General features: G+C 72.2%; 8 protein-coding genes. 3 read left to right on the forward strand and 5 right to left on the reverse strand.

Translation table 11 applies throughout. From position 1 onward, the window contains the following. Positions 1–140 precede the first annotated feature (140 nt). From ACFV0O_RS17140 to moaA, 3 genes are all read left to right on the forward strand, one after another. The gene (locus ACFV0O_RS17140; protein WP_360265153.1) at positions 141–497 is read left to right on the forward strand and encodes a DUF485 domain-containing protein; all 357 of its coding nucleotides are present in this window, start codon (positions 141–143) and stop codon (positions 495–497) included. Continuing rightward, on the forward strand, positions 494–2,113 hold the full coding sequence (locus ACFV0O_RS17145) for a cation acetate symporter (protein WP_380342113.1): 1,620 nt from the start codon (positions 494–496) through the stop codon (positions 2,111–2,113). Before ACFV0O_RS17140 ends, ACFV0O_RS17145 begins: the two co-directional genes overlap by 4 nt. A gap of 75 nt (positions 2,114–2,188) precedes the next feature. Next, positions 2,189–3,178 (forward strand): GTP 3',8-cyclase MoaA, encoded by a 990-nt coding sequence (moaA, locus tag ACFV0O_RS17150; protein WP_380342116.1) that lies wholly within the window; start codon positions 2,189–2,191, stop codon positions 3,176–3,178. Between the two features lie 69 nt (positions 3,179–3,247). Here the strand turns inward: moaA and ACFV0O_RS17155 are convergent, their stop codons facing one another. The 5 genes from ACFV0O_RS17155 to ACFV0O_RS17175 form a co-directional block, all read right to left on the reverse strand. After that, positions 3,248–3,478 carry a hypothetical protein gene (locus ACFV0O_RS17155; protein WP_380342118.1) on the reverse strand — a complete coding sequence of 77 codons (231 nt, stop codon included), beginning with the start codon at positions 3,476–3,478 and terminating at the stop codon, positions 3,248–3,250. A 263-nt stretch (positions 3,479–3,741) separates the two neighbouring features. After that, positions 3,742–4,125, reverse strand: a complete 384-nt coding sequence (locus ACFV0O_RS17160) for a DUF3099 domain-containing protein (RefSeq protein ID WP_380342119.1) — start codon at positions 4,123–4,125, stop codon at positions 3,742–3,744. 221 nt (positions 4,126–4,346) lie between these two features. After that, the gene (locus ACFV0O_RS17165; protein WP_380342171.1) at positions 4,347–4,895 is read right to left on the reverse strand and encodes an RNA 2'-phosphotransferase; all 549 of its coding nucleotides are present in this window, start codon (positions 4,893–4,895) and stop codon (positions 4,347–4,349) included. Positions 4,896–4,927: 32 nt separating this feature from the next. Beyond that, a complete protein-coding gene (locus tag ACFV0O_RS17170; protein WP_380342121.1) occupies positions 4,928–6,325 on the reverse strand; it encodes a metallopeptidase TldD-related protein in 1,398 nt (465 codons plus the stop codon). Further along, entirely contained in the window at positions 6,325–7,878 is a 1,554-nt protein-coding gene (locus tag ACFV0O_RS17175; RefSeq protein WP_380342172.1) for a TldD/PmbA family protein, read from the reverse strand. The genes ACFV0O_RS17170 and ACFV0O_RS17175 overlap by 1 nt, the downstream gene beginning before the upstream one ends. Positions 7,879–8,075: the final 197 nt, after the last annotated feature.

Below are 8,075 nucleotides of genomic sequence, written 5' to 3' on the forward strand. Positions count from 1 at the left end.
GGCTGGCTGATCGCGGTCAACCCCTTTCGGGGCGGGCACCACGCTCCTAGCATTGCGCGGCGCGCCCGCGAAATGTGACGCCCCTCACGCTCGATCGTTCCCCCTGTGTGACAGCTACGCCGAATGAGTGAGGAGAGAGAGTGGATTCGCCGCCGATCACCACTACCCCCACGGAAGTCCAACTCATCGAGAACAGCGAGGAGTTCCGTACCCTGAGGCGCTCGTTCCGGAGCTTCGCCTTCCCGGTCACCATCGGCTTCGTGCTCTGGTACCTGCTCTACGTCCTGCTCTCGTGCTACGCCCCCGGCCTGATGAGCACCAAGGTCCTCGGGCACGTCAACATCGCCCTGGTGCTCGGACTGCTGCAGTTCGCCACCACCTTCGCGATCGCCGCCTGGTACGCCCGTTACGCGGACCGGCGGATCGACCCGGCCGCCACCGCGATCCGCGAGGCCCACGGAGCCGTCGTCCACGCCCCCCGGGAGTCCGTCGAATGACATTGCTCGCCAGCTCCGCCACCGAGCACCGCGGCCTGACGATGACCCTGTTCGGGGCCTTCGTGCTGGCCACCCTGGTCATCACCGTCTGGGCCGGGCGGCAGAACCGGAGCGCCGCCGACTTCTACGCGGGAGGCCGCGGCTTCACGGGATTCCAGAACGGCCTGGCCATCTCCGGCGACTACATGTCCGCGGCGTCCTTCCTCGGCATCGCCGGGCTGATCGCGCTCAACGGCTACGACGGCTTCCTCTACTCGATCGGCTTCCTGGTCGCCTGGCTGGTCGCACTGCTGCTGATCGCCGAGCCGCTGCGCAACTCGGGCCGCTTCACCATGGCGGACGTGCTCGCGTTCCGGATGCGCCAGCGCCCGGTGCGCACCGCGGCCGGCGTGTCCACCATCGTCGTCTCGATCTTCTACCTGCTCGCCCAGATGGTCGGCGCCGGGGCGCTGGTGGCCCTGCTGCTGGGGGTCACCGGGGACGGCGCCAAGCGCTGGACCATCCTCGCGGTCGGCGCACTGATGATCATCTACGTGGTGATAGGGGGCATGAAGGGCACCACCTGGGTGCAGATCGTCAAGGCGGTGCTGCTGATCGTCGGCGCCGCGCTGATGACCGTCCTGGTGCTCGCCAAATACCACTTCAACCCCTCGGAACTACTCGGCGCGGCCGCCTCCGCGAGCGGCAAGGGCGCGGCCTTCCTCGAACCCGGACTGAAGTACGGGGCCAGCAACACCTCCAAGCTCGACTTCATCAGCCTGGGGATCGCCCTGGTGCTCGGTACCGCCGGCCTGCCGCACATCCTGGTCCGCTTCTACACCGTCCCCACCGCCAAGGCCGCCCGGAAGTCGGTGCTCTGGGCGATCGGCATCATCGGCGTCTTCTACCTGATGACCCTGGCACTCGGCTTCGGCGCGGCCGCCCTGGTCGGCCGCGGTGGCATGGTCGCCGTCGAGGGCAAGACGCCGTCCGGCAACACCGCGGCGCCACTGCTCGCCGAGCAGCTCGGCGGCGGGGCCGGCACCACCGGCGGGGCGGTCATGCTCGCGGTGATCTCGGCGGTCGCCTTCGCCACCATCCTCGCCGTGGTGGCCGGGCTCACCCTCGCCTCCTCTGCCTCCTTCGCGCACGACCTGTACGCGAACGTGATCCGGCGCGGGAAGGCGAGCGAGAAGGAGGAAGTGCTCTCGGCGAAGTGGGCCGCCGTGGTGATCGGCGCGATCTCCATCGTGCTCAGCCTCTACGCGGGCAAGCTCAGCACCGCCGCCCTGGTGGCCCTGGCCTTCGCGGTGGCGGCCTCGGCGAACCTGCCGACCCTGCTCTTCTCGCTGTTCTGGAAGCGCTTCACCACCGCCGGCGCGGTCAGCTCCGTCTACGCCGGCCTGCTCTCCTCGGTCGTGCTGGTGATCTTCTCCCCGGTGCTGTCCGGGGGCAAGAACTCCCTCTTCCAAGGCGTCGACTTCCACTGGTTCCCGCTGGAGAACCCCGGCCTGGTCTCCATCCCGGTCGGCTTCCTGGCCGGCTGGCTCGGCACCCTGCTGTCCAAGGAACGCCCCGACCCGGCGAAGTACGCTGAACTGGAGGTCCGCTCGCTGACCGGACTGGGCGCCCATTGATCGTCCCGCGATGACTATGCTGGCCCGGCCCGCCTCACGGTGGCCGGGCCGGCCGCATTACGGGGAAGGACGCACGTGCTGCTCGACACCTTCGGACGACAGGCCGTCGACCTGAGGGTCTCCCTCACGGACCGGTGCAACCTGCGCTGCACCTACTGCATGCCCGAGGAGGGCCTGCAGTGGCTCGCCAAGCCGGACCTGCTCACCGACGAGGAGATCGTCCGGCTGGTCACCACGGCCGTGCGCGACCTGGGCGTCCGCGAGGTCCGCTTCACCGGCGGCGAACCGCTGCTGCGCCCCGGGCTGGTCGCGATCGTGGCCGCCTGCGCGGAACTGGAACCGCGCCCCGAGCTCTCGCTGACCACCAACGGCATCGGACTGGCCCGCACCGCGACGGCGCTGCGCGAGGCCGGGCTCGATCGGGTCAACGTCTCGCTGGACACCCTCGACCCCGAGGTGTTCCACACCCTCACCCGCCGCCGGCGCCACCAGGACGTGGTGGACGGGCTGGCCGCCGCCGAGGCCGCCGGGCTGACGCCGGTGAAGCTGAACGCGGTGCTGATGCGCGGGGTCAACGACCACGAGGCGGCCGACCTGCTGGGCTGGTGCCTGGAGCGGGGCTACGAGCTGCGCTTCATCGAGCAGATGCCGCTGGACGCCCAGCACGGCTGGGACCGCAGCTCGATGGTCACCGCGGAGGAGATCCTCGGGCTGCTGCGCGCCCGCTTCACGCTCGCTCCGGAGCCGTCCGCCGGCCGGGGCGCGGCGCCCGCCGAGCGCTGGCTGGTGGACGGCGGACCGGGCCGGGTGGGCGTGATCGCCTCGGTCACCCGGCCGTTCTGCCGTGCCTGCGACCGCACCCGGCTGACCGCCGACGGCCAGGTGCGCAACTGCCTGTTCGCGACGGGGGAGACGGACCTGCGCACCGCGCTGCGCTCGGGCGCGGACGACGCCGAGCTGGCCGCGCTCTGGCGGGCCGCGATGTGGGGCAAGAAGGCCGGGGCCGGGATCGACGACCCGGAGTTCCACCAGCCCGAGCGGCCGATGTCCGCGATCGGCGGCTAGGCCGGGACCGGAGTGCCGGGCCGGGGGCCGGGCAGCGGTCGGGCCTAGGCGGGGTGCTAGGCCGGGGTGCTAGGCGGGGGTGCCGGGCTCCTCGGGGGCCCAGTCGGCGAAGGCGACGACCTCCTTGAGGAAGCCGCGCACGCTCAGGAACTGGGACAGGTGCTCGCGGTGCTCGTCGCAGGCGACCCAGGTCTTGCGGCGGTCCGGGGTGTGCAGCTTGGGGTTGTTCCACACCAGCACCCAGCCGGCGTCCGCCCGGCAGCCCTTGGCGGAGCAGGTCGGCGTCTGCGGGGTGTCCATCGGGCGGTCCTCGGGGATAGGCGGGAAGTCTGCACCGCCAGTCTGTCACGCCCGGTCGGGACGACCGGATCCGGGCATGGCGACGCCGGGCAGCCACGGGGGGAGCCGCCCGGCGTCGGTCCGTCGCTCCGACGGGGGATGCGGAGCGCGTACGCAGTATGTCACGCCAAGAGCCTCGGATGGGGAGGTCCTGCATGATTAATCTGAGGTTCTTTTGAGCTTTCGTCCAGCCGGAAATGGCTGAAGCGGGGTGAAACGGACGGTCAGTTCACGTCCTGTGAAGGATCGGTGGCAGCGGCCTTTGCCTCTCCTGTACCGGCAGTCGCACCCGCCCCACCCGTCCCACCGGGGCCCAGCATCAGGGGGGTGTCCAGCGGGATGTCGAAGGTGCTCGGCAGGCCCGGGGCCCGCTCCCGGCCCGCGTTGGCGATCAGCACCGCGAAGTACGGCAGCAGGACGGCGCCGGCCAGAGTCGCGAACGCCAGCCAGCGCTGGACGTCCCACAGCACCACCGAGAGCAGTACGCAGACCGTGCGGAGCAGCATCGAGATCACGTAACGGCGCTGGCGTCCCCGGACGTCCTCGCTGAGGCTGCTGCGCGCCCCCGTGATCCGGAAGACCTGCCCGTCGTCGGCGCTCTTGCCCATGTGTCCTACCGCCCTCGTCGCGCACCCGCGCGCCTGGCCGCGCGGCCTCCTCACGGTACGCCCGGGCGGTCGCGGCGACGAGGCCGGGTCGGGCGGACCCACCCGGTCGGGTGGGCGAAGGGCCTGTCCGGCGGAGCGGACAGGCCCTTCGGTCACCGCGTGCCGGGGCCCGTCCTCGAACCCCCCGCGTCACCCCGCAGGCGCGGGTCCGAAGACGGCTTCTAGGAGCGCCGGGAGAGGTACTGCGGGGGTACGGCGTCGGTGAGCCAGACGCCGTTGTCGCTGAGCCGGAACTCGTGGCCGGCCGCCGCCATCGCGGCCGCGTTCACCGTCAGCACCACCGGGCGGCCGTGCCGGGCGCCGACGCGGGTCGCCGTCTCGGTGTCGGCCGAGAGGTGGACGTCCCGGCGGGTCATCGGGCGCAGGCCCTCGCGGAAGATCGCCGCCAGGTGGCGGTCGGCGGTGCCGTGGTAGAGCACGTGCGGCGGTACGGCGGCGGCCAGACCGAGGTCGACCGCCACCGTGTGGCCCTGGTTGGCGCGGATGGAGAGTCCGTCCGCCGAGTAGCCGAAGCGGCGCTTGTTGTTGGTGGCCACGATGTGGTCCAGCTCGGCCCGGGTGAGCGGCCTGCCCTTCGCCGCGAGTGCGGCGAGCAGTTCGTCGATCCGGACCCAGCCGGAGCCGTCCAGTGTGATCCCCACCAGGCCGGGCTCGTGCCGCAGGATGCGCGACAGCGTCCTGCTCGATCCGACCAGCCGCTTCTCGTCCATCATGTCTCTCGTATCCCCCCGTCGGCCAGCGGCTAAGAGGCCTGGCTGACCGAACTCATGTTGAAGTCCGCGACACGCACGGGTGGCATCGCGGTGCGGGTGAAGTCGTCGCTGAACTCGCGGGGCAGGCAGCGTTCGGTGCGGCCCACCTCCGTGATCCGGCCGAGCAGGTCCACCGGGGACTCGTTGAACCGGAAGTTGTTGACCGCGCCGACGACCTGGCCGTTCTCCACCAGGTAGACGCCGTCGCGGGTGAGGCCGGTGAGCAGCAGCGTCGCCGGGTCCACCTCCCGGATGTACCAGAGGCAGGTGAGCAGCAGGCCGCGCTCGGTGCGCGCGATCATCTCGTCCAGGGTCGGCGCCGACTCCTGGTCGGCCGTCTCCAGGACGAGGTTGTCGACGGCCGGACGCACCGGCAGCCCGGTGAGCCCCGCCGAGTGGCGGCTGGTGATCAGGTCGTTCAGCACGCCCGCGCGGATCCAGTCGGTGGCGGCGATCGGCTCGCCGTTGTCGAAGACCGAGACGTCCCCGCCGGTGGAGTGCGTCAGCACGAACGGCGGGGCCTGCAGTCCGGGCTCCTGCGGGTCGGAACGCAGCGTCAGCGGCAGGCCGCTGAGCTTGTCGCCGATTCGGGTGCCCCCGCCGGGCTTGGAGAAGACCGTCCGGCCCTCGTGGGCGTCCCGGCCGCCGGAGGACCAGCTGAGGTAGACCATCAGGTCGGCGACGGCCGAGGGCGGCAGCAGCGTCTCGTAGCGGCCGGCCGGCAGGTCCACCTTGCGGGCGCCCCAGCCGAGGCGCTTGGTCAGCTCGGCGTGCAGGGCGGCGACGTCGATGTCGGTGAAGTCCTGCGTGGCGGCGCCGACCCAGGCCGAGCCGGACAGGTCGGCGGTCTTGGCGTTGAACTCGACCATGCCGGTGGGCTGGTCGTGGCGCAGCCGCAGGCCGGTGGAGCTGCCCAGGTAGCTGGAGGTCAGCTCGTGACGGGCGAAGCCGTACAGCAGCTCGCCCCGGGCGGCGGCGCGGGCGAAGGCCTCGCCGAGGGCCGGGCCGAAGGCGTCGAAGACCGCGACGGAGGTCTCCGCGGGCGGCTCGGTGAAGTCCGGGGAGGACGGCCGGTCGGCGACCAGGGGCTGGGCGTCCTCGGCCGGGCCGGCCGCGCGGGCGGCCTCCTCGGCGGCCCGCACCAGCTCCTCGACCTCCTCCGGGACGACGGCCTCGCGGGAGACCACGCCGGAGGCGGTGCCCTCGGCGCCGGCCACGGTGGCGATCACGGTCAGCCGGCGGCCGCGGGTGACGCCGTTGGTGGTCAGGGCGTTGCCGGCCCAGCGCAGGTTGGCGGTGGAGTCCTCGTCGGCGATCACCACGCAGCCGTCGGCGCGGGAGAGGCCGAGCGCCAGCTCGACGAGTTCGTGGGGCTGCATCGCGGTCATCAGTGACCCGCCTCCTGCTGGGTGTTGAGCACGTTGACGTTCCGGAACAGCGCCGACGGGCAGCCGTGGCTTACCGCCGCGATCTGGCCGGGCTGCGCCTTGCCGCAGTTGAAGGCGCCGCCGAGGACGTAGGTCTGCGGGCCGCCGACCGCCGCCATCGAGCCCCAGAAGTCGGTGGTGGTGGCCTGGTAGGCGAAGTCCTTGACCTGGCCCGCGAGTTCGCCGTTCTTGATGGCGTAGGCACGCTGGCCGGTGAACTGGAAGTTGTAGCGCTGCATGTCGATCGACCAGGAGCGGTCGCCGACGATGTACAGGCCGTTCTCCACCCCGGCGAACAGGCCCTCGGTGTCCGGGCCGTCGGCGGCGGGCCGGAGCGAGACGTTGGCCATCCGCTGCACCGGGACGTGCGCCGGGGAGTCCGCGAAGGCGCAGCCGTTGGAACGCTCGAAGCCCTTCAACTTGGCCATGCCGCGGTCCAGTTGGTAGCCGACCAGGACGCCGTCCCGGACCAGGTCCCAGGACTGGGTGGCGACGCCCTCGTCGTCGTAGCCGATGGTGGACAGGCCGTGCTCGGCGGTGCGGTCACCGGTGACGTGCATCAGGTCGGAGCCGTACCGGAGGGTGCCGAGCCCGTCGAAGGTCGCGAAGGAGGTGCCGGCGTAGGCGGCCTCGTAGCCGAGCGCACGGTCCAGTTCGGTGGCGTGGCCGATCGACTCGTGGATGGTCAGCCACAGGTTGGACGGGTCGATGACCAGGTCGTACAGGCCGGCCCGGACACTCGGGGCCTTCATCTTCTCGGCCAGCAGGACCGGCAGCTCGGCGAGTTCGGCGTCCCAGTCCCAGCCGGTGCCGGTCAGGTACTCGAAGCCGCGGCCGACCGGCGGGGCCAGGGTGCGCATCGAGTCGAAGGCGCCGGTGCGCTCGTCCACCGAGGTGGCCGAGAGCGTGGGGTGCAGCCGGACCCGCTGCTGGGTGGTGACGGTGCCCGCGGTGTCCGCGTAGAACTTGTTCTCCTGGACGGTCAGCAGGCTCGCCTGGACGTGCGAGACGCCCTCGGCGGCCAGCAGCCGCGAACTCCACTCGGCGAGCAGCGCCGTCTTCTCCGCGTCCGGCACCTCGAACGGGTTGACCTCGTAGGAGGAGACCCAGGTGACGTCCCGGTGCACCGGCTCCTCGGCCAGCTCGACGCGCTCCGTGGATCCGGCTGCCCGGCTGATCCCTCCGGAGAGCCGGGCCACCGCGACGGCCTGTTCGGCGACCTTCGCCGCTGCCGCGGTGGTGAGGTCGACACCGGCCGCGAAGCCCCAGGCGCCGTCGAGCAGCACCCGGACGGCGAAGCCCAGCTGCACGCTGTCGGAGGTGCCCGCCGGGCGGGCGTCGCGCAGCCGCCAGGAGGCGCTGCGGACCCGCTCCAGGCGGAAGTCGGCGTGCGAGGCGCCGAGTTCACGGGCCCGGGTGAGGGCGGCGTCGGCGAGGGACCGCAGCGGGTAGGCGAGGAACAGCGGGTCGACGGCGCGCCCGTGCGGCGCGCCGGAGCGATCCGCCGGAGGGATCGGAGGCAATCGGGCTCCCAGGTCGTGGAGGGCAGGGGTGCGGCGCCACAGGGGCGCCCGCACCGCATCATTTCCCGTCCACCGGGTTCCCGGCCAGCGCATTTCGTCCGGTGCGCCGCGGGGGGGGGGGGCGCGCCCGGGCCCCCCCCCCCCCCGCCCCGCGGGGCGGGGGGGCCCCCCGGGGGGGGTGTTAGACA

Source organism: Kitasatospora sp. NPDC059577 (assembly GCF_042735475.1).
Taxonomy (GTDB): Bacteria; Actinomycetota; Actinomycetes; order Streptomycetales; family Streptomycetaceae; genus Kitasatospora.